The sequence below is a fragment of the Bacillus nitratireducens genome, assembly GCF_036320425.1.
GTDB lineage: Bacteria > Bacillota > Bacilli > Bacillales > Bacillaceae_G > Bacillus_A > Bacillus_A nitratireducens.
Map to the genome: position 1 here is coordinate 23079 of NZ_JAUMJO010000009.1, position 19179 is coordinate 42257.

The following is a 19179-nucleotide window of genomic DNA, read 5'->3' on the forward strand; positions in this document are numbered from 1 at the left end:
AACGATCTGAATTCACATAAATAACTGTAGAGAGATAAAAATTTCGTTCTGGGGGTGCTATAAAATTTTAGCTTGATGGGCATGTGGTGCTACCCCTTGTGCTGAAGATAAGATCGTATTCTCCGATCTTATCTTTTTTTATTTGTAGAAATTTAATGCAAAAAAAATAGAATCCTTATTAGGCCTCACCATAGCATTTCGGGAAAATTGTACGCTTAGACACAATTTGGGGACATTTCAACGAATTCTTTGTACACTAGCATGATTTTTTGTTCTTCCTATTGATTTATACTTTATATTTCTTACTATTTCAGCGAAAATGATAACTAGACATATACCATCCATTTAAAACAGGAGGAAACACCAATGAAATGTTATCAATTGCACTTGGAATTAGTGGGATGTCCTTTCCCCATTTGGAGAAGAGTTAGTTTACCGACAGATTTATCCTTTGATGATTTACATGACGTGATTCAATGCTTATTTCAGTGGCAACACCAACATTTATTTGAATTTACTGTGGGGAAATATGTAATTTCATCTCCTCCTGATCCAAGCATTTCCTTTCATACATTGGCAATGACTACGTCGTCCCCGATGCTACATGCTGATAAAACTATGCTACACCAACATATCGGAAAAACGGATCAGGCTTTTCAATATGTATATGATTTTGGAGATCATTGGCTGTTACAGATTCATGTTGAAAAGATATTTGATCAACCTTCTGATGAAATAAAATGTATAGGAGGAGAAAATGCAGCGCCATTAGAGGATATTGGGGGCATTCCAGGGTATATTGAATTTTTAGAAGCGATAAAGGATTCTTCACACCCACAACATAAAATCTACGCAGAATGGGATTTATTAAATTTTGACCCTTCTTTCTTTGACATACACGAAATTAATAAAGGATTAACTTATTGTGATTAAGTGCTAAATGAATGCTAGTTTATTTATGGGATATCGCCACATCGCTATCAACCTAACAAAACAACAGCAACAAAAACGATTACAAGATCAAGCTGTAAGAGAAAAAAAGAAAGGAATGAAGTATTCTCCTCCTAGTAAACGACTCAGTGGTATCAATGTATATATGACAAACATCCCTACAGATATTGTCCCGATGGGACAGGTACATGACTGGTATTCTTTACGTTGGCAAATCGAAATTTTATTTAAAACGTGGAAGTCATTCTTTCAAATCCATCATTGTAAAAAGATAAAACCAGACCGATTGGAATGCCATTTATATGGTCAATTGATTGCTATTCTACTCTGTTCTTCTATCATGTTTCAAATGCGCCAATTGCTCCTCATGAAGAAAAAGCGAGAGCTTAGTGAGTATAAAGCCATATATATGATTAAAGACTATTTTCTTCTTTTATTCCAAACTATACAAAAAAACACCCAAGAGCTATCAAAGGTGTTACTTCGCCTGTTCAATCTCCTACAGCAAAACGGGCGAAAATCTCATCGATATGAAAAAAAACAGTCTTTGATATATTAGGTGTCGTTTACAATTGTACCCTGTCTGATAATCAAGCAGCTTAATTTAAAAAAGGAAACCTGTTAGGGTTTATTTCGTATGCAAATCTTTAAAGCATCTACATATAGACTTTCAAAAAAAGAAACAATCTGCTTATCATCGACGTTACATGAGCTTAGCTTGATAGTGATGTGGCGGGACCCCTATATTAGCTACTTTATATTTACTTTATGTGAAATCGGAAAATTTCGTGGTAGTACAGTCAGAAAGAGGTATACAGGTAAATAAAAAAAGGAAAAAAGAAGAGAAAGAGTTAAGGTGAACAGTGATTTAATTGAAATTCATAACAGTTCTGAGTTCGAAAGTATGGGACACTTTAAATTCGAAAAATGTATTCACTACTATAAGCATGACCGAATTAAAACAAAATTAAAAGGAATGAGCCCTGTGCAATACAGAACGCATTCCTCATTAGTTGCTTAAAATATGTGTCTAGCTTTTTCGGTTCACTTCATTTATTCAGAAGTGCTTTTACTATTACTTATTTAATATTATATTTCTCTTTAATTTTCATCAACAACTCTTCAGCAATCGCTTTCTTTTCAGGATTTTTTCCTATATAAAATTCACATGCAGCACTTAAATACTGGTACAATTCATCATAATTCACAATATCGTAGTCATCATCACCATCGCCAGAGTAAAATAAAACTTTATTTTGTCCAAAATACTCCTCATCATCTTGTTCATATTCATCTGAATAAATTACTCCATTATATTCCCGACGCTCGCCATCTTTACTTTTAAAATCTTCTAGGTGTTGTAGAAAGTTACGTCCATTTACATATATATTCAAAACATCAATAACTGCCTCTTTATTCAAATTTCTCTGTTTCATTATTTCAATAAATTCCTCATATACGCTCATATTAATCCACCCAATCTAATACTGGATAAGCATTCTCTATCTCTCCAGTTTCTGAATTCATAATACCTTCAAATTTTAAGTTTTTTCCATTATAGTCTGCTTGTCCTTGTATTTTTATCTTTTTTTGTTTTAATAATGGAATCTCTCTTTTATTATTTAAACCTTCTTCCATAGCCTTTTTGCTTAAAGCTATTATTTCATCATTTGAAATAATTTTCGGATCATACACTGTCTTTTTATACACTTTATCTCCATTAGGTATTACTTTGTATTCACCTGTCCCATTTTTCCCTGTATAATCCATTTTCTCATATTTTACTTTATATTCTATATCAAAAATTCCATTTATATCTGGATGTTCCTTTTTAACAACAGGTCCCAACTCATATTTGTTAGAGCTACTATTAAACATTTAAACAATCTTATTGAACAGGATCATAGGCATGTAAAGAAGCATTTTGTCAAATCCGCAGAATTTCAAAATCTTCGTCATACTTCACGTACGATTAAAGGTATTGAGACCATTCATGCCCTATATAAACAAAGGCGAAGTCTTCGAAGAGACTCCGCCTTTTCAACGTACAATGAACTTCAACAATTACTAGCTACTTCCTAGACATTGTTCCTCATTTACCAACCTGTTTATGATTTTTTCAAACTTTGCAACAGAGCCTGTATATCTATATGCTTCGCTTATATAAATCATAAGGGATTGTTTGCATGTTGACTTTGGTTTTATGTACAATATAGGTAAAGATATAGTCTGAAACAGGAAGAGGAAAAACATGTCCAATTCATTAGTAAATTTACGTATCGATTTTGCATTTAAGCAGTTATTTGGCACAAATGGGAATGAAGATATTTTAGTTGCCTTTTTAAATGCAATATTAAAAGATTCTTTAGAGTCACCTATTGTTTCCCTACAATTAGAAGATCCACATTTGCATCGAGAATATGAAGAAGATAAATTATCGATTTTAGATATTTCGGCTACATTAAATACAGGAACAAAGGTAAATGTGGAAATACAATTGAATAACAATCACGATATGATCAAACGAAGCTTGTATTATTGGGGAAGGTTATACACCTCTCAATTGCAAAAAGGAATGCCTTATAGCTCACTTCATAAAACGATTACCATTAACTTGTTAAATTTTGTGATGTTTCCAGAATATGAAGCGTTTCATACAACAGGAATCCTTTGGAATCAGCAACAACAAAAGTTATTAAGTGACGATATAGAAGTTCATATTGTAGAGATTCCAAAGTTACTACAGCAATGGCGCGAAGAGAAAGTTAATCCGTGGGAAGATTCGTTTGTTCGTTGGTTATTATTATTACCAGCGAATGAAGATGAGTATCTCACACAAACATTGGAGGACATTGCCATGAACCAAGATCCGATTTTACAAAAAGCAATGAATAAGTGGGAACGTATGAGTCAAGATTCTTCTTTCCGTCAAGCATATGAAGCAAGAGAAAAGGCCTTAATGGATGAAGCTGCAAAGTTTGCTCATGCTCGTAATGAGGGGAAAAAAGAAGGAATTCAAGAAGGGGTTCAGCAAGGAAAAATACAGATGATTAAAGGGATGCATGAACTTGGTGTACCACTTGAAACGATTGCTAAAGCCAGTAAATTAGTCATAGCCGAGGTTGAACGTATTTTAGAACAAAAATAATCAGCATCAACAAAAGAACCTATTAATTGGGTTCTTTTGTTGAGCTATTTATCAACTAGTGGTAGCACCAATTAGATATTTACGGGTAGTGCTATAACCGTATAATATGACACTTAACTTTATTTTCTTATTAGGGTCACCATACATGCCCATCAATTCAAGAGATTTTAATACTCTCAAATACAAAAAAATGGGTTCTGGTGCAAAGCTTTCTTGAAAAAACGCTCTGCAGCCCTATGATCTCTTGTTTTGCTTACATGAAAATCAATTGTATTTCCTTTTGAATCAACAGCACTATATAGGTACATCCATTGACCTTTGACTTTCACATACGTCTCATCGACTCGCCAAGGATCATTGGTTGATTTAAGATGACGTCGTACTCGCTTATCTAATTCGGGACCAACCCATCGCTTGATAGTTGTATGAGCAATGGAGATCCCTCTTTCCTTCATCATTTCCACCAGATTACGGAAGCTCAAATTGTACCGTAGGTACCACCTTACTGTTAATAAGATTAGTTCAGGCTGATAATGCTTCCATTTGAATAAATTTTCCTTTTCCATACCGATCACACACCTTTTGTAGAGTAGTAATATCAATATGCCCAAGTTTAGGAGATTAATTGCAAGAATTTTGCACCAGAACCTATAGAACATTGCAACAAAAAGAGAACCACTAGAAGTACAGTAGTTCTCTTTGAAATGTTATCTTCTTAATGGGGTACCACCCCATCGCTATCAAGCTAAGCTCATACAACGTCAATTATAGTAGAGGTTGTGTTTTTTTTCTAAAGGGCATGTGTAGGTGATTGAAAGATTTGCATACGAAATAAACCCTAACGGGTTTCACTTTTTTGAATTAAGCGGCTTGATTATCAGTCAGGGTACAATTGTAAACGACACCTAATATATCAAAGACCGTTTTTTTCTCATATCGATGAGATTTCCGCCCGTTTTGCTGTAGGAGATTGAACAGGCGAAGTAACACCTTTGATAGCTCTTGGGTGTTTTTTTGTATAGTTTGGAATAGAAGAAGAAAATAGTCTTTAATCATATATATGGCTTTATACTCACTAAGCTCTCGTTTTTTCTTCATGAGGAGCAATTGGCGCATTTGAAACATGATAGAAGAACAGAGTAGAATGGCAATCAATTGACCATATAAATGGCACTCCAATCGTTCTGGTTTTATCTTTTTACAATGATGAATTTGAAAGAATGACTTCCACGTTTTAAATAAAATTTCGATTTGCCAACGCAAAGAATACCAGTCATGTACCTGTCCCATCGGGACAATATCTGTAGGGATGTTTGTCATATATACATTGATACCACTGAGTCGTTTACTACGAGGAGAATACTTCATTCCTTTCTTTTTTTCTCTTACAGCTTGATCTTATAATCATTTTTGTTGCTGTTGTTTTGTTAATCGATGAACAATTACACGAGCTGGCACTTTATCAATCATTCCTACATAAGCATCAGCTATTTCACTTGTTTGTCCTGGTTGAAGGGAGTTCATTAGCGTCTCCATATCTATCTGTATATACTCTGTACCTTTCTTAATTCTTCCATCTTGAAAATAATCAGGGTTAGGATTTTTTTGATACATACGTGTATTCGACTTGATACGAGAGATATAGTAGGCCTCTTTATCTTGTATATATTGAAGGTCTTTTAAATGAAAATAACCTAAATCTCGGATACATAAATCATTCGCTGTCACAGTTGGGGCACACAGAGAGCCGTAAGTGCGATCATGTTGTTTACCTGGACCTGTATGAATATGTAGGAACTGTCCACTTAACAAATCATACTCAAGTTGAATTTTTATCCCAGCTGTATGGCTGCATCCTCCTGCACCTGGATAAACCGATGAAAATACATCCGGGAGTTGAAATGCAGTTGAATCTAGGATACGAATACGTTTGAAAATAGAAGTGTATGGGGACGTGAATAGCTTAGTTGAAGATAACTTCTGGTTGAGAAGTTCGGCTAACACTTGTTGTAGAAATTGCACGGCTGTGGCATTAAATCGTTGATTCAGTCCCTCAGGACTGATGAGTACTTCTGTTGATGCTTCTAAACAGCTACATAACTGAGTTAAAGAGGTTTTAGCAATATTTTGACTAATCCATACACATAAAGCTACTAAATCTTTTGCTTGATACTTACTAGTTCGTTGTACAAAACCAACATCTTTAGCAAGATCCCGTAAGGTATTTGGAGATAAAAACTTTTGAATCTCTTGAGCGAATAGTTGTAATTCTTCAGATACAGAAATAGACATAAAGAGCGCCATCCTTTCCTATGATTCTATAAAAAGAATAGCGTATTTTTTCATTTTAGGGGGAATTTTGTTTTGTTAGCATGATAGCGATGGGGTGCTACCCCTTGTACTACTGGTGTAACTTGGTTATTAGGTGTGGGATGATTAAAGTTTAGTTAGATAAATTAGAATATTCATTTTTTGTATTGTAATTACTATCATAATTGTTTATTCTAGTAATTACCAAGTGGGATAATTTGGTATATATAAGTAGAAGATAGATACAGAACAAAAGAAAAAACTAGATATGAAGTGAATGGAGTTATGCAAGTTGGGGGGATATCATTATGTATATTTTTATATTATTTAAGGCTTTGGTGCAACTTATCTTAATCGGACTGATTTTGTTGCTCAGCATTATATGGGTTAAAATAGAAACATTTCTTAATAATACTTTATTTAAAGGGGTTTCTAAAAAAGTTAGAAATAGTATAACTATGATATTTGTTATATTAATAGAAAGTTTTATCATATTCGTTATTTCATTAAATTGGGGGCTTTCGTTTATTGATACATTATTTGTTGGAAGTTTTATTATATTATCCTATATTTGGTTAGTACCTTATTTCGTTAATCATCAACAAAATGTTGCTAAAATTGATGACAAGCATTTTAGTGGGAACGTAGATATAGGTGAAGTTGAAGTGTATCAGGCAAAATTTACTCCATTCAGCTTAGGGAGCACATTCTTTTCTATAATAGGAATTATCATTAATGTTTGTTATTACTATAAATACTTCTTATAGGTTTTTATAAAAAGAATATCAAAAGTATTACGGGCTTTTTTTGTTTATAAAGTTTACAATTCGTACTAGCATCGCCATCAACCTAAGAAATCAATCACCCCCAAAACGAAAAAACGAGTTGAATTCACATAAATAAATGTAGAAAAGTAAAAATTTCGTTTAGGGGGTACTTCAAGACCTTGGCTTGATGGGCATGGGGTACCGCCAGCATTTCGGAAAAAAACCACGCTAAGCCAAAAATACAATAAGCTGTCCATATGGACAGCTTATTTACATAATTATAGTTATAGGAAGCTAATTTTTAATATTAGAGAAAACTCCTCCCCGAACGGAGAGGAGTTTTCTTTTTTCAACAATGCAAAAACAATTAAAATGCTTGTTTCTTATACTCCCTAATGTATCTGAACAATAAGGTTGTTCCTGCTATATTAGACACAATGCTGACTCCTAACATTACAGCCCATGCAACATTCTGAACTTTCATTGTCAAAGTTAACATGAGAAAGCACATGCCAACCGCAACAAATAAGAAACCTAAAAGTTTATTCATGATTTTACACCTCCCTTTTTGTATTTTAACATTATAATGGAACGATATGTTGTGTAATTTTGGGTGTATTTGGTATTCATGTTAGGTTAACATAACGTCCTATTATCAGTAGCAAGGACAAGGAGGAATCTTACCCTTACAAGGGAACCTCCTTTCTTTGTTCTATCGACCTATGCATTTTTTTATACATTCCTTATCCTGGCACGGTTTTAGGGTTCTTGTTTGTTACTAGATTGGCCGAAAAACTGTATAAAATCTTGCATGCTCTTAGCGTGGCTTTTTCCGAAATGCTGGCGGTCCCCTTTAGGGGGACGGAAACGATTCGAGGTATGAGGGGCCACTATGAAAGAAAGTCAAATTGATACAATAAAAAACGTAGAAATTTATTATTTCTACGTTTTTTAAATACTCTTAAATTATTTTACTTTAATGAAAAATCTTCCTGGCATTTTTTCTTGAGCATCTTGAAATGTTTCTAAAATTATATCTGCCTCTTGACCCAAAATATTTTGACTTTCCTTAAAAAACTCCCACTCTATTGTTAAAGGAAGAATAACCCATGCCGTTAAGCAATCCCAAAGTGCATCAGCATTTTCTCCATAATAATCAGGGAGATCTAATTTTGCTTTTAATACTTTGTGTAAAACTTCTTCACTTGTAAACTGTCGACCATCTAAATTTAAAAATTCCATAATAACTCCTCCTACTTTAAATAATTAAAGAAAAGCAACGTGCGGGAATAAAGTTAGCGAAACAAAAAGGAGTGTATAGAGGAAGATTGAAGAAATACACGGATAAACACCCAGGTATGAATCAAGCGATTGAATTACGGGAGCACACCACTAAAATAGTGAAAGAAATATGCCAAATTACAGGTGGGAGTCAAGCCGCCCTGTATCGTAGATTAAAAGAACTTGAATAAAATTCTTTTAAAATTTGTAATTAAACCCCAGAGTGGCCCCTCATACCCAGAATCGTTTCCGTACCCTTATCTCGGCTGAACCCCCTATTCGCTCCGTTAAATCATGGAACGAAGAATATTAAACAAAGAACATAAAGAAAAGACACTCTAAGGTGCCTTCCTCCGACTTGAACCACTTTAATTTTAATAACATTGGACTCCCATCCAAGTATTATTTTATCATATATCCCATATGTCGAAAACGCATTCATTAACTTGATTAATTATTTTATCCATAACTTCTTTATATTTATTAAACTCTTCATCTTTCATATCGCCATTCGTCTGTAAAAGGAAATTCTCCTTAGTATATGTATGCGAAGAGAGCATCGGAGCTGAGTTTCCTAGCTATACAGGTGTTGAGTAAACAGGTAAATCATATATTTATTACAAGGACATTTAAGAGGGGATATATAGGGTGAACGCCTTTTGAGAAAGGTATTGATTATACGAAATGATAAGAAATATGGTAAGCAATGAAAACCGTTTCCGGTATAAGGGATTTCGGAATAAAATCCTTTCTTTCCTTGGTATATATCTACGTCAATCTCATCGTCTTCATCATCTTGAACAAAGACAAATAAAAATTAAAGTGTTTTTCTCATAGTATACTTTGTAACTAATAGAATATTAATATTCAATCTTTATATAAAAAAATAAGCTCCGAAGAGCTTATTTTAATAATAATATCACCGCAATTATCAATGATATTATCGAAAATACAATCATAAATAATGAAGCTCAGTCATGAGCTATCGCCCTGTTACCGTCATTCCAGCTGTGTAAATTGTATCAATAGAACCGTCAGCACTTACAATTTCAACTTTATAACGGTATGTGCCTGTGTCCCCAATGTAGTCGCCAGGTCCTGTGAAAGTAGAAATTTCATCATATCCTCCAGCTGGAACCCATTGATTTTTCCAATTGAAGGAAGAATCATAATAACCCCAATTATCTTCATATTTCTTTTCGATGCTGACATTGTAATGAATGTCTTCAGCTCGGTCATTTGTAATTCTTGCAATTGTGCTGTTACCAAAAGTAACTTGTGTAGAATGTATTTTAACTGTAACACCGTTCACTGTTTCGCCAGGACCACAGATATAATGACAGCCATCCCAATCATCAGCATGTGCCTTTGGTGTATCTAAATTCATAACCGTTAAACCGCCTAAAGCTAATGCTCCTGTTAATGCAATTGTAGCTAATTTTTTCATGATCATTCCTCCTATTAACCGTTATAAGTGAATGTTTTTATTTTTACGTATTCATTGCCAGCATAAAAAGATTTCTATGACTCATTTTTATCACCTTTCAGCTTATATAATTCGACAAATGGTGATAATTTCCTGCAAATAAAATAAAAAAGCACTCCCGCAGGAATGCGTATTCAAATTCAATTTCTGTTTTATTGTCTGATGTGAAGTATCTTATGGTTTTGGGTTTGTTTTTTATTAATAATTACGGTACGTGAAATTATTATAAGTTGTAATTTATAGCCCCCGTAGACCCTGAATCTACGAGAGCTGCCTAAGGGTATTTCACATTCGACTTGGTTCTATTGTAGCAAGCTTTCACCAAATAGCAAAAACATAACGATCCAAAACCAAATAATCAAACGAAATGCACTCTTGAATCCTCCCCAGAGAGAAAATGTTTCCTCTTGCATTATTATCCACCTTTCCTACTTGTCTTTTGGTTCTCCAAACCATTCATACATTGCCTGTCGGCTTATAATCCATTCCTTACGTTTCCCTTCAGGATGCAAAAAATACTTCACTAAACCCTCTTGTAACATGCGCTCTAAATCATTTATTTGCTTCTCGTTCATTAGAGAAGGGCTATATTTATTCTTAATTGTCTCACGAGGAATCCTCCAGTAAAAAGCTGCTTCAGATGGTGTCATGTATTTATCGATTTCTTTCATGAGAATTCTCCTTTGTTTGTGCTTTTCCTTTTATGTTACAATAAATAAAGAAGGAAATGGACGAGATTTCCTTCTACTTCAGTCACTCATTAACTAAGCCCTTTGTTTGCTGTTAAGCAAATGAAGGGTTTTTATTTTGCTTGTTTATATTTACTATCTATGACAGCCAAACGGATCAACTTCAGCTTAATATCCTTACTAAGAGAAAGCCATTCAGATGTACCAATTTTCATATCCTTTTCCTCCCCATTCCCTTTTTATACTTCAATAAAATTTACCCCTTAAAACATTTGTATTTTACACTAATTTAACAACTAGAGAATCCTCATCATATTCGTGAATGTGTAAATGATAGCGCATTTCTGTTGCATCCAGTACTTTACAAAACCTCTGATAGTAAGCCGGATTACTTACTTCCATGCCAATTTCTCCATTCCTGAACAGATACTCTAAATCATCAATGATTTCTTTTACTGTATTCTCCAATATTTTCACTCCTTACCTTTATAAAATAACCTTGTAAGGTTATTTTATAACAAAACAACCAACCCTACAAGGTTATTTGTTTGTTTTTCAGATATTTTATAAAAAATTCTTATTAACGTCCTTAACTCCCTTTAAACTGCTTATTTTTACTTACAACACATCCTTTGTTATTTAGGTCTTATGTCATTCACTTTTAAATAAACATTGGTTATATCGAAATCTGAGAAGCCGTTTTTTGATGAGAGTATGATTTTTTGAACTACCCCCACTTCATTTAGAAGTGGGGGATTTGTAAGTAAAGAGTTCTATCGAACTCTAATTTATTAGGCTATCTCCGCATTCCTTGCGGTTAGAAGCCTTATTGCTCCATTTTCTAAAAACAAAAAAAGGAACCCTTTACGGACTCCTTTTTACCTTGCACTCTTTTTAAAATAGTGCATTCTTGCACCTACTTTTAGTATACATTATAACTCCTATAAAATAGATATGATTAAATAAAGCTGTTACTTTAATTTATAAAAAAGATGCGCGCCTAAAAATCACTCCCATCTCATTGATTTTTTATTATATAAACTTGATAACATAAATATACAAATTATTAACGATAATAAATATACAATTAGAATAATATACAATTGTTTTGTTTCAATGCTATCAAAATAAAGACTCATAATTGGATATGACCAAGGGAATAGTATCCAATAGTTTGTATGAGAGATAAAAAAACTACCTAGTCCACCTATAACCCCTACTAATAATGAAAGTAACGGGATTTTATAAAATATTATATTTATTAAAAAATGTAGATTCACAATAATTAAAGAGCTAATTACCATAAAAAGTATAGAAAAACTTACTCTTTGATAAACAGTCCCGAGATTATCAACCGTTAATACTATAGGTATACTAGTTATGACTAAAGCACATATTAAATAACAAAAAGTAATTATTAAGCAAAACAAAAACTTATTAATTAATATAGTTTTTAAAGTGATCCCATGATAAATAGCAGACATATATCCTTTTCTTCTGAATTCGTTTACAAAAGAAAATGACACTAATAGACCTATCGCAATAGGTAAAAATAACCTACAAAAAAGGCTCAGAATCGCTATATGCATGAAAACGCCATCTTTTAATTGCGGCGATACAGTTAGAAAAACTTGAAAACTAATTGGTATCAACAGAAATACTAGTAACAGGATATACAATCCATTATGAAGACTTTTTTTATATTCACCTAAAATACCCACTTATTTCACCCTTTATTATTCATATGTATAATATTTAAAACTCACAGTCAATAACATAATTCCTAAAATATATATTGAAGAACTTGCAAGATATAATAAAATAGTTGTTTCTTTAAACATTACGTCACTTACTATATTCAATGCATAAAATATTGGAAATGTCTTTGTAAATATTAAAGGGAATAATCCATATGTTACGATAAAAAATATCCAAATAACTGACAAGGATGCCGCAAGAATTCCCTTTTTTATAATTAAGTGAAAAAGCAATTGAGAATATGGTATTGCTAAAGATAAAATGGTACAAAGTATCAACATTTTTAAAAAATAAAGTATTGATATTTCATATCCATTTATAAAAGTATAGATACCCATAACCGAAAAATTTAAAATATTAAAGATCAAATAGAGCAGTATAAACAATAAATTTTTAGCTACCAATAACTTGAATTTTGAAATGGGTTTTGTATAAATAATGGCCCAAGTACCATATTTATTTTCAGAAGAAATGATAAAATACCACATACAAGCAGAAAAAATGCTTAACGTTAGTGTATTAAAGTTTACTGTAATTGCTATAAGATTTGTAGATTGAAACATGTCAGGATTATTCTTGTTAAAAATAAAATAACTTATACACAAAAAGCTTGATAATAATGAAAAAAACAAAGAAATTAATAATAATTTTCTCCCACCAATTTTCCTCATCTCACTATTTACACTTTTAAAGATAAATTGCATTATTATAGTAACTCCTTTTGTTTAGTTAAAGATAAAAATACTTCCTCTAATGTTGGCTTTTTAGGGCTAACTTCAAAAATATCTATATCATTTTTAATTAATATTCTGGTTAAATTAGGAACACTATCTTGATCTATTATTATTTTGAATACCCCTTCTTTTTCTATGCTATAGGGTATACCCTCTGTATTTAAAATCCTTTCTGTGGGAGCAGTATCATTCACGTGAACAATATATTCTCCAGAAGTAATAATACTGTTTAAATTCCCTTCATAGAGTAAGCTACCCTTATGTAGTAATGCTATGTGATCTGCTATCATTTCAATTTCAGCTAAATTATGACTAGAAATAAATATAGTCTTCCCCTCATTTTTTACTAAATGAAGTAATAAACGCCTTATCTCGTGTACTCCTTCTGGGTCTAATCCATTTGTAGGCTCGTCAAGAATTAGTATTTTAGGATTATTAAGAATAGCAAAGGAAATACCTAGCCTTTGTTTCATTCCTAAAGAAAAATCTTTAACTTTTTTATCTTTTGCTTTATATATTCCTGTAGTTTTTAATACTCTATCTATTTCATCTAAAGGTTTATTAATCATTTTTTGTACATAGGCTAAATTTTCATATGCTGTTAAATTAGGATAATAGGTAGGTGAATCAATAAAACAACCCACATTTTCAAATAATTCTTCTTTCCATTCTTTGATATCTTTATTATTAAATAATATCGTTCCTTTATCTAATGGAATTAACCCTAATAACATTCTCATAGTTGTTGTTTTTCCTGCACCATTTGGACCAATAAAAGCATATAAACTTCCTTCAGGAACAGATAAGTTTAAATCCCTTACAATGGATTGATTTTCAAAAGATTTTGTTAAATTTTTAGTTTGAATTGCTAATTTCATTTTGTTCCTCTCTTTCTAACCCCTAAATATTTACAAACCATCCGGTAACACTTTATGTATTTCAAACAATTAAGATGGCTTCCTGCCATCCCTTGTCCGAGGCCAATTCATCTCCCACCAACTCACTGGGCTGTGCCCATACACGTTCCTTGAGGAAGGAGTCTTCTTGGCTAAAATGATAAAGTTTGATTAAAAGTACCTACTCCCACTCTTACTCCACGGAATATAAAAAGAATCTAATTTGAAAAGAGATTAATCAAAATAGATTCTTTTCCAGTAGATTTAAGATTGGTTTTTATAAAAATGGTTGATTAAAATTACACATGTTAACCTTACTATGCGATTCTCTGATTAATAAAACGCAAAAAAAATTTGGGAATAGTAACATCTATACATTACCATTATCCTTTTTTTTATAGAAATGGTTCGAATTCTCGACAATAATCCATCCTATAGTTATTAATGTTATAGAAAATAATCTAAGACCCAATCTATACATATAATCTAAATCTTTAAGATAAAAGAAAGATAATATCCCTATAACAGCACCAATTATCCCAATAATCAAACCTTTATATTTTTGTAAAAACATATAGTTACCCCTTCCATGTAAACAAAATATTCCATATTTAAACAATACTAAATTATGGAATATTTTTAAAGGATTAAAACGTTTTTATATTCAGTTTATATATCATGCTTCTTTTATTAATAAAAATATCCCTATAGATAAGTAAACCCAAAGGGATAAAACGGTGCATCTTTTTTATAAACAGTTAATCATTTTTCAAATCCACACTCACGTATTGATTGGTTCTGTATGTGTACATGTAGGATATTGAGAACATCTAAAAAACTTATTTCCCGTTTTATTCGAATTTCGAACGACTAAATGATTTTCACATGCTGGACATTTCCTTTCCGCAGGTTTTACCCCTTGATACACATCTTCAGCCGAATATTCGGGATTAATTTTATTAATCAATTTCTGAAGTTCTACACGATCTATTAGTTTTATATGGCATGCTTCCGCTAATTCTTTCGCTTTTCTTGTGTACACACTGTTTGTTACAACCCAGCCCTCATGTGCTTTGTAATACGCTTGCGCTGCATATATCTCTTGTACGGCACTGATGCCGACTCTATTTTTCATCCCGTAGCGTTTTGCCTGGATTACAATACGATTTTTCCCCTTCAATACAAGATCCGCTCCGAAATCATTTGACTGTTTTGTGACTGTTGGAGAATAACCCAACTCTCGAAAGAGAGCTTTTAGGTATACTTCGAATTGATGTCCGTCCATTTTGTCTATATAACGAATACCAGACTTAGCCATTCGCTTTAATATTCTTCGCTCCTGGATCTTCCGGTACATGAATTTACAAATACGAAAAAGAACATACAGGATAAAACCATACATCAAAATTTGTAATATGTTTGGCATTTCTGGTAGATTAGACACTTCGCTCCACCTCTTTAATTGGTTTCATTTTCTTTGGTTGGGCTGTTTCTTTTGCCTGTTGCTCACTCACTTGTTTCTTCCGGACATCGTTCCAATCTTTTTCATTCGTTGGAATATTCTCTTTAAGATCTACAAAGCATTTCATTGTCTGAATGAAGTCTTTCCCAGCCTTATCATTATCAACTGCCATTATGACCTCTTTAATATCGTGCCCTTCTTTTTTCGCATCCATTAAAGATTGAATCACTGTTTTTGACTTCAATCCATGCATAGAAACCAGGCGAGCGTTTTGGATATTATTTTGTTTAATGCTCCAATGAGATAACATGTCGATTGGATCTTCATAAAAATAAATCTTATCCGGTTTACCTACATCAACCGTAAAACCGGCATTGATTTTTTCATAATTCGGGACAATTTGCTTAAAGCTTCCCCTTTTATTCTCCATTTTGACTGTACCTTGACGGTTCATTCCAATGACTTGCCCTTTGCCTCCTTCTTCCCTCCATTTGAACACCACATTATTTTTCTTATCCTGGGCGATGAGATCCTTTTTAATCAGCCAGTTCACCAAGCGAGGATCTATTTTACGTTCATGAATTAGATATTCTTTAATCTCTGTTTGCTTATTTACTTCCAGGTGTTTGGGATAACTAAAAGGCTGCTGCCCTTTTTTGCGCTCCTCTTCAGCTTTTGAGCGATCAAACTCTTTGTAATCCCCCTTTTGAATATCCATCACGGCTTGAGGGAATGTCATGTCATAGTACATCATCGCAAAGCTAATCGCTCCATATCCTTTCTCCCCTCGACTATTCCAGGCGTATTGATTCCCTTTAATGATGAGACTGTCATGTTCCGTATGACGATAATAATTTCCTTCTTTCTTAAACGTTTCTCCTTTTGCTTCCAGATATGAAATCAAGTCAATTTTTCTTGCTTTCATCGCATCCTCCGTACTGACATTTGCCATTACGGAATCCCCCCTTTACTCTATAAAATGAAATAAAAAAGAGGACTATTCCGTTTCCTAGTCCTCTTTTACATGCATTTAATTTTTATTTGCCGAATAAGAATTTTAATCGCTTCTCCTGTACGCTGTATGATAAACGAGCGTCAAATTTCTTCCCGTTTTTGTTTGAGATAAACCCTTTGATTTGATCCGTCACATTCTTTTCTAATAACTTCTTCACATGATTACTACTTAGATTTTTTCCAGAGAATGTACCAAAAATAATGAAGTCACAGCCTTTTTTGTATTTCTCACATAAGTAGTTACTTTTCCCTACAAGAACTCTACTCTTACATAATGGGCATTTGCCAATTGTACGATCTTCAGTCGTTGGAAAACGGAATTTCAAACTTCCGTCCGCTTCCATATAGATAGCTGCCGTAAATTCTCCCTTTTCTCCTTGAAAGCCGTTTATAAAATCCGTTGTTTTATACTGAATTAGCTTTTTCATCTGATTACCAGGGATCGCTTTCCCTTTCATCTTTGCTGGTAACATAAAATCACATCCGTTTTGATGCTCCGTGCATCCATAAAATGTTTTACGATGAAGGATCTCACCTTTTTTACATTTTGGGCATTTACCAAATGATAGCTCCTCTTGTGTTGGGAACTGAAATTTGATATTTCCTTCATGTAACACTAGATAAGCGGAAAACTCTTTCTCATTGGACTTAAATCCTTTTAAAAGATCTGTTTTCTTATCCTCAAACAGCTTTTTCGCTTGCGCTTCCGGAATCGCTTTTTCTTTAATTTTTTTCGGTAATGAGATTTCACATTCTGGATAATTACTGCATCCATAAAAATTGCCTTTATGAAGGATTTTTCCTTTTCTACAAGGGCATTTACACACCTCAATTTGCTGATTCCAAGTATTAATAATGCTATCCGACACCTTATCATCCATTGCGCCTAATTGCTCTACCGTATCCTGTACAAACGTGTTTGTTTTCTCTACAAATTCCTCATATTTCATTTCTTTCTTTTCGATCATGTAGATCATCCCTTCCATTTCAGCCGTATAAGCTGGATTTTTGATTTCATCTACCGGAAAAGCATCTATAAACGCACGGCCAATATTAGTGGTTCGAATCTGATTGTTGGTAACATCAATATAGCTTCGCTCTAACAGTTTCGGAATAAATGTTTCTTCCGTTGCGACTGTCCCAATCCGTTTTCCTTTCATGAGTTCTTTCAAATGTTCATCATCCAATTTACGTCCTGCCGTTTCCATAAAGGTTAAAATGGAACTTTCCGTATGAAAGGCTGGTTTCTTTGTTCGGGACTCAATCAAGTCATACTGAGCGATTCTGAAAGAATCTCCTTCTCGTAAAATAGGTATCTGAAATGCTTCAACCGATCCCTCTTCTATATCCTCTTGAAACACACTTAGAAACCCTTTCTCTTGTAGGATCTTTTCTTTTGTACTGTATGTGTTGCCCTCTTGATCCATAAAATGCACTTCTCTTACCAGGTAGATTGCTGGTTTCATAAAATTCCCGATAAATCGTTTTACAATTAAGTCATATAACTGTTTTTCTAATGGATTTCGGTTGGTCCCGACATATAATTTTGTTGTTGGGATGATCGCAAAGTGACTACTGACTAACTCATCATTAAAAGTCGTATGTTTTTTCGTAATAGAGGATGGAACTACTTGTTGTACGAGACTTGCATAGGAGCTTTTTTCTAATGCTGCCATTACTTCCTTCACTCGTTCCACTTGTTCTGTAGGTAAATGCCTGGATGAAGAACGAGGATATGTGATAAAGCCTTCTTCATACAAACTCTGAATATGTTTTTTGGCTGTTTCCGCATTTATCTTCAGCTTGGCGTGAGCATCTTTGTAGATATCCGTTAAGTTATATAATAATTTTGGTTTCTTTTTTCTCGTACTTTCTTTAAATTCCGTTACGATTACATTCGTTTCTTTCAAGCTATCTCCAAGCTTTTGTAGTGGCGATGGATCTATCAGTTGATCTTCTGTTTTCATTACTGGTGATAAACCGTTTTCCGTTAGTAGCTTTAAATTGTAATAGGTTTGTTCTTTATAATTTTGGATAGCGATTTCCCTTTGACGGATTTCATTCAAGATACACATTTGAACACGACCAGAAGCCAATAAGAATTGGTTTTTTGCTAGTTTTGATGTACAGCCCCTTGTAACATTAATACCTAGAATATAATCTAGGTATTGCCTCGCTTTAGCCGATTGTGCAAGCCCGTCATAGTCTGTTCCTGGTTCTAATCGGTTCAACGCTCCCTCCAATTCTGCGGCCTCATAAGAAGAGATAAAAAGACGAGATTCTCGCTTGTTCACACCTGCATATTCAACTATTTCACGATAGATAAGCTCACCTTCTCGATCTGCATCACAGGAGTTGACCACATGATCTACATCAGGACGATTTAACAGCTTAACCAATATTTGAATTTGTTCTAGACAATCCGACTTCTCTTTATATGTTGGCTCTAAAATAATAGGCAAGTGATCAAATTTAAATTCTTTGTATCTCTCGTCCATCTCTTCTGGATGTTTTAACTCTAATAAATGCCCACGGCACCAGCTAATAATGTAATTTTCATTTTCATAGTATCCGTAATACGGCTTACTACCCGGATGTTTTTGTGAGTTTCTAAATCTAGGTGATTTTAATAATTCAACAGCTACCTTCGGCTTTTCTGCAATAAACAATGTTTTTCCCATAA

Annotated in this window: 17 protein-coding genes and 5 pseudogenes; 6 read left to right on the forward strand and 16 right to left on the reverse strand. The window is 33.4% G+C overall.

Features of this window, described 5'->3' with window-relative positions; all coding sequences use genetic code 11:
• The first annotated feature begins 366 nt into the window (after positions 1-366).
• The 3 genes and pseudogenes from Q3V31_RS25540 to Q3V31_RS25550 all read left to right on the forward strand — a co-directional run.
• Complete coding sequence (locus tag Q3V31_RS25540) at positions 367-933, forward strand: plasmid pRiA4b ORF-3 family protein (protein WP_000650501.1); 567 nt, start codon at positions 367-369, stop codon at positions 931-933.
• Positions 934-967: 34 nt separating this feature from the next.
• Positions 968-1554 (forward strand): annotated as a pseudogene (locus tag Q3V31_RS25545) (IS4 family transposase); the annotation flags it as partial.
• A gap of 325 nt (positions 1555-1879) precedes the next feature.
• Positions 1880-1972, forward strand: a pseudogene (locus Q3V31_RS25550) (IS3 family transposase); the annotation flags it as partial.
• Positions 1973-2030: 58 nt separating this feature from the next.
• On the opposite strand, the gene cdiI reads toward Q3V31_RS25550, so the two are convergent.
• Both cdiI and Q3V31_RS25560 read right to left on the reverse strand, forming a co-directional pair.
• Entirely contained in the window at positions 2031-2417 is a 387-nt protein-coding gene (gene cdiI / locus Q3V31_RS25555; protein WP_097808833.1) for a ribonuclease toxin immunity protein CdiI, read from the reverse strand.
• A 1-nt stretch (position 2418) separates the two neighbouring features.
• Positions 2419-2829 (reverse strand): CdiA family toxin C-terminal domain-containing protein, encoded by a 411-nt coding sequence (locus tag Q3V31_RS25560; protein WP_329767441.1) that lies wholly within the window; start codon positions 2827-2829, stop codon positions 2419-2421.
• Here Q3V31_RS25560 and Q3V31_RS25565 point away from each other — a divergent pair.
• Together Q3V31_RS25565 and Q3V31_RS25570 are read left to right on the forward strand one after the other, a co-directional pair.
• A pseudogene (locus Q3V31_RS25565) lies at positions 2809-3033 on the forward strand (DDE-type integrase/transposase/recombinase); the annotation flags it as partial. The gene Q3V31_RS25560 and the pseudogene Q3V31_RS25565 sit on opposite strands and share 21 nt — an antisense overlap.
• 169 nt (positions 3034-3202) lie before the next feature.
• On the forward strand, positions 3203-4099 hold the full coding sequence (locus Q3V31_RS25570; protein WP_000071777.1) for an Rpn family recombination-promoting nuclease/putative transposase: 897 nt from the start codon (positions 3203-3205) through the stop codon (positions 4097-4099).
• 203 nt (positions 4100-4302) lie between these two features.
• Here the strand turns inward: Q3V31_RS25570 and Q3V31_RS25575 are convergent.
• Both Q3V31_RS25575 and Q3V31_RS25580 read right to left on the reverse strand, forming a co-directional pair.
• Positions 4303-4665: pseudogene (locus Q3V31_RS25575) on the reverse strand (IS6 family transposase); the annotation flags it as partial.
• Between the two features lie 295 nt (positions 4666-4960).
• A pseudogene (locus Q3V31_RS25580) lies at positions 4961-6391 on the reverse strand (IS4 family transposase).
• Between the two features lie 326 nt (positions 6392-6717).
• Between Q3V31_RS25580 and Q3V31_RS25585 the strand changes: the two are divergent.
• Complete coding sequence (locus tag Q3V31_RS25585) at positions 6718-7176, forward strand: hypothetical protein (RefSeq protein WP_329767442.1); 459 nt, start codon at positions 6718-6720, stop codon at positions 7174-7176.
• Positions 7177-7543: 367 nt separating this feature from the next.
• On the opposite strand, the gene Q3V31_RS25590 is transcribed toward Q3V31_RS25585, so the two are convergent.
• From Q3V31_RS25590 to Q3V31_RS25650, 12 genes are all read right to left on the reverse strand, one after another.
• Positions 7544-7726 carry a hypothetical protein gene (locus Q3V31_RS25590; protein ID WP_178941398.1) on the reverse strand — a complete coding sequence of 61 codons (183 nt, stop codon included), beginning with the start codon at positions 7724-7726 and terminating at the stop codon, positions 7544-7546.
• 416 nt (positions 7727-8142) lie between these two features.
• A complete protein-coding gene (locus tag Q3V31_RS25595; protein WP_329767443.1) occupies positions 8143-8418 on the reverse strand; it encodes a barstar family protein in 276 nt (91 codons plus the stop codon).
• Between the two features lie 1021 nt (positions 8419-9439).
• Positions 9440-9904, reverse strand: coding sequence for a hypothetical protein (locus Q3V31_RS25605; protein ID WP_097872148.1), 465 nt, complete (start codon positions 9902-9904; stop codon positions 9440-9442).
• Between the two features lie 467 nt (positions 9905-10371).
• On the reverse strand, positions 10372-10614 hold the full coding sequence (locus Q3V31_RS25610) for a helix-turn-helix domain-containing protein (RefSeq protein WP_000658310.1): 243 nt from the start codon (positions 10612-10614) through the stop codon (positions 10372-10374).
• A gap of 297 nt (positions 10615-10911) precedes the next feature.
• Positions 10912-11100: a hypothetical protein gene (locus tag Q3V31_RS25615; protein WP_329767444.1), complete on the reverse strand. Its 189-nt coding sequence runs from the start codon at positions 11098-11100 to the stop codon at positions 10912-10914.
• Positions 11101-11639: 539 nt separating this feature from the next.
• Positions 11640-12353 carry an ABC transporter permease gene (locus Q3V31_RS25620; RefSeq protein ID WP_329767445.1) on the reverse strand — a complete coding sequence of 238 codons (714 nt, stop codon included), beginning with the start codon at positions 12351-12353 and terminating at the stop codon, positions 11640-11642.
• 15 nt (positions 12354-12368) lie between these two features.
• On the reverse strand, positions 12369-13094 hold the full coding sequence (locus tag Q3V31_RS25625) for an ABC transporter permease (protein WP_329767446.1): 726 nt from the start codon (positions 13092-13094) through the stop codon (positions 12369-12371).
• A 2-nt stretch (positions 13095-13096) separates the two neighbouring features.
• Positions 13097-14002 (reverse strand): ABC transporter ATP-binding protein, encoded by a 906-nt coding sequence (locus tag Q3V31_RS25630; RefSeq protein WP_329767447.1) that lies wholly within the window; start codon positions 14000-14002, stop codon positions 13097-13099.
• A 388-nt stretch (positions 14003-14390) separates the two neighbouring features.
• Positions 14391-14594 (reverse strand): hypothetical protein, encoded by a 204-nt coding sequence (locus Q3V31_RS25635; protein WP_000479685.1) that lies wholly within the window; start codon positions 14592-14594, stop codon positions 14391-14393.
• A gap of 207 nt (positions 14595-14801) precedes the next feature.
• Positions 14802-15464 carry a restriction endonuclease gene (locus tag Q3V31_RS25640; RefSeq protein ID WP_329767448.1) on the reverse strand — a complete coding sequence of 221 codons (663 nt, stop codon included), beginning with the start codon at positions 15462-15464 and terminating at the stop codon, positions 14802-14804.
• Entirely contained in the window at positions 15457-16434 is a 978-nt protein-coding gene (locus Q3V31_RS25645; protein WP_329767449.1) for a DUF3991 and TOPRIM domain-containing protein, read from the reverse strand. Before Q3V31_RS25645 ends, Q3V31_RS25640 begins: the two co-directional genes overlap by 8 nt.
• A gap of 85 nt (positions 16435-16519) precedes the next feature.
• Positions 16520-19177, reverse strand: coding sequence for a type IA DNA topoisomerase (locus Q3V31_RS25650; RefSeq protein WP_329767450.1), 2658 nt, complete (start codon positions 19175-19177; stop codon positions 16520-16522).
• Positions 19178-19179 lie beyond the last annotated feature (2 nt).

What these genes read in the sequence shown, in the direction of transcription:
- Q3V31_RS25645 (WP_329767449.1), bottom strand. Translation starts at nt 16,434, where the DNA reads ATGGCAAATGTCAGTACGGAGGATGCGATGAAAGCAAGAAAAATTGAC.
- Q3V31_RS25595 (WP_329767443.1), bottom strand. Translation starts at nt 8,418, where the DNA reads ATGGAATTTTTAAATTTAGATGGTCGACAGTTTACAAGTGAAGAAGTT.
- Q3V31_RS25570 (WP_000071777.1), top strand. Translation starts at nt 3,203, where the DNA reads ATGTCCAATTCATTAGTAAATTTACGTATCGATTTTGCATTTAAGCAG.
- Q3V31_RS25605 (WP_097872148.1), bottom strand. Translation starts at nt 9,904, where the DNA reads ATGAAAAAATTAGCTACAATTGCATTAACAGGAGCATTAGCTTTAGGC.
- Q3V31_RS25625 (WP_329767446.1), bottom strand. Translation starts at nt 13,094, where the DNA reads ATGCAATTTATCTTTAAAAGTGTAAATAGTGAGATGAGGAAAATTGGT.
- Q3V31_RS25630 (WP_329767447.1), bottom strand. Translation starts at nt 14,002, where the DNA reads ATGAAATTAGCAATTCAAACTAAAAATTTAACAAAATCTTTTGAAAAT.
- Q3V31_RS25650 (WP_329767450.1), bottom strand. Translation starts at nt 19,177, where the DNA reads ATGGGAAAAACATTGTTTATTGCAGAAAAGCCGAAGGTAGCTGTTGAA.
- Q3V31_RS25585 (WP_329767442.1), top strand. Translation starts at nt 6,718, where the DNA reads ATGTATATTTTTATATTATTTAAGGCTTTGGTGCAACTTATCTTAATC.
- cdiI (WP_097808833.1), bottom strand. Translation starts at nt 2,417, where the DNA reads ATGAGCGTATATGAGGAATTTATTGAAATAATGAAACAGAGAAATTTG.
- Q3V31_RS25540 (WP_000650501.1), top strand. Translation starts at nt 367, where the DNA reads ATGAAATGTTATCAATTGCACTTGGAATTAGTGGGATGTCCTTTCCCC.
- Q3V31_RS25610 (WP_000658310.1), bottom strand. Translation starts at nt 10,614, where the DNA reads ATGAAAGAAATCGATAAATACATGACACCATCTGAAGCAGCTTTTTAC.
- Q3V31_RS25635 (WP_000479685.1), bottom strand. Translation starts at nt 14,594, where the DNA reads ATGTTTTTACAAAAATATAAAGGTTTGATTATTGGGATAATTGGTGCT.
- Q3V31_RS25560 (WP_329767441.1), bottom strand. Translation starts at nt 2,829, where the DNA reads ATGTTTAATAGTAGCTCTAACAAATATGAGTTGGGACCTGTTGTTAAA.
- Q3V31_RS25590 (WP_178941398.1), bottom strand. Translation starts at nt 7,726, where the DNA reads ATGAATAAACTTTTAGGTTTCTTATTTGTTGCGGTTGGCATGTGCTTT.